Raw genomic sequence first — 422 nt, 5'->3', positions numbered from 1 at the left:
TCGCGGATGGTCATGAAGTAGCGGACCATGTCGGGATGCGTGACCGTCACGGGGCCGCCGGCCTCGATCTGGGCCTTGAACTTCGGCACCACCGAGCCGTTCGACGCCAGCACGTTGCCGAACCGGACCGAGATCAACCGCATCGGCGGCCTGGCACTGCCGCTAGCCGCGGCAAGATCGTGGTCGAGCGCCTGGCAGTACATCTCGGCGAAGCGCTTGGTGAGGCCGAGCATCGACACCGGCTCGATCGCCTTGTCGGTCGAGATCATCACCATGGCTTCGGCGCCGGCGCCGTGCGCCGCATCGGCAACGTTGATCGAGCCGAAGATGTTGGTCTTGACGCCCTCGCTCCAGTCGCGCTCCAGGATCGGCACGTGCTTGAGCGCGGCGGCATGGAACACGATGTCCGGCTTGAACTCCGC

The 422-nt window shown here is 66.1% G+C and carries 1 protein-coding gene; it reads right to left on the bottom strand.

What is annotated here, in order from left to right:
- A partial coding sequence (locus tag QJT78_RS52190; RefSeq protein WP_281460953.1) for a polysaccharide biosynthesis protein occupies positions 1-422 on the bottom strand: 422 nt, incomplete at both ends.

The sequence above is a fragment of the Bradyrhizobium sp. Mp27 genome, assembly GCF_029953005.1.
GTDB lineage: Bacteria > Pseudomonadota > Alphaproteobacteria > Rhizobiales > Xanthobacteraceae > Bradyrhizobium > Bradyrhizobium barranii.
This window is presented reverse-complemented; position numbering and strand designations above follow the sequence as displayed.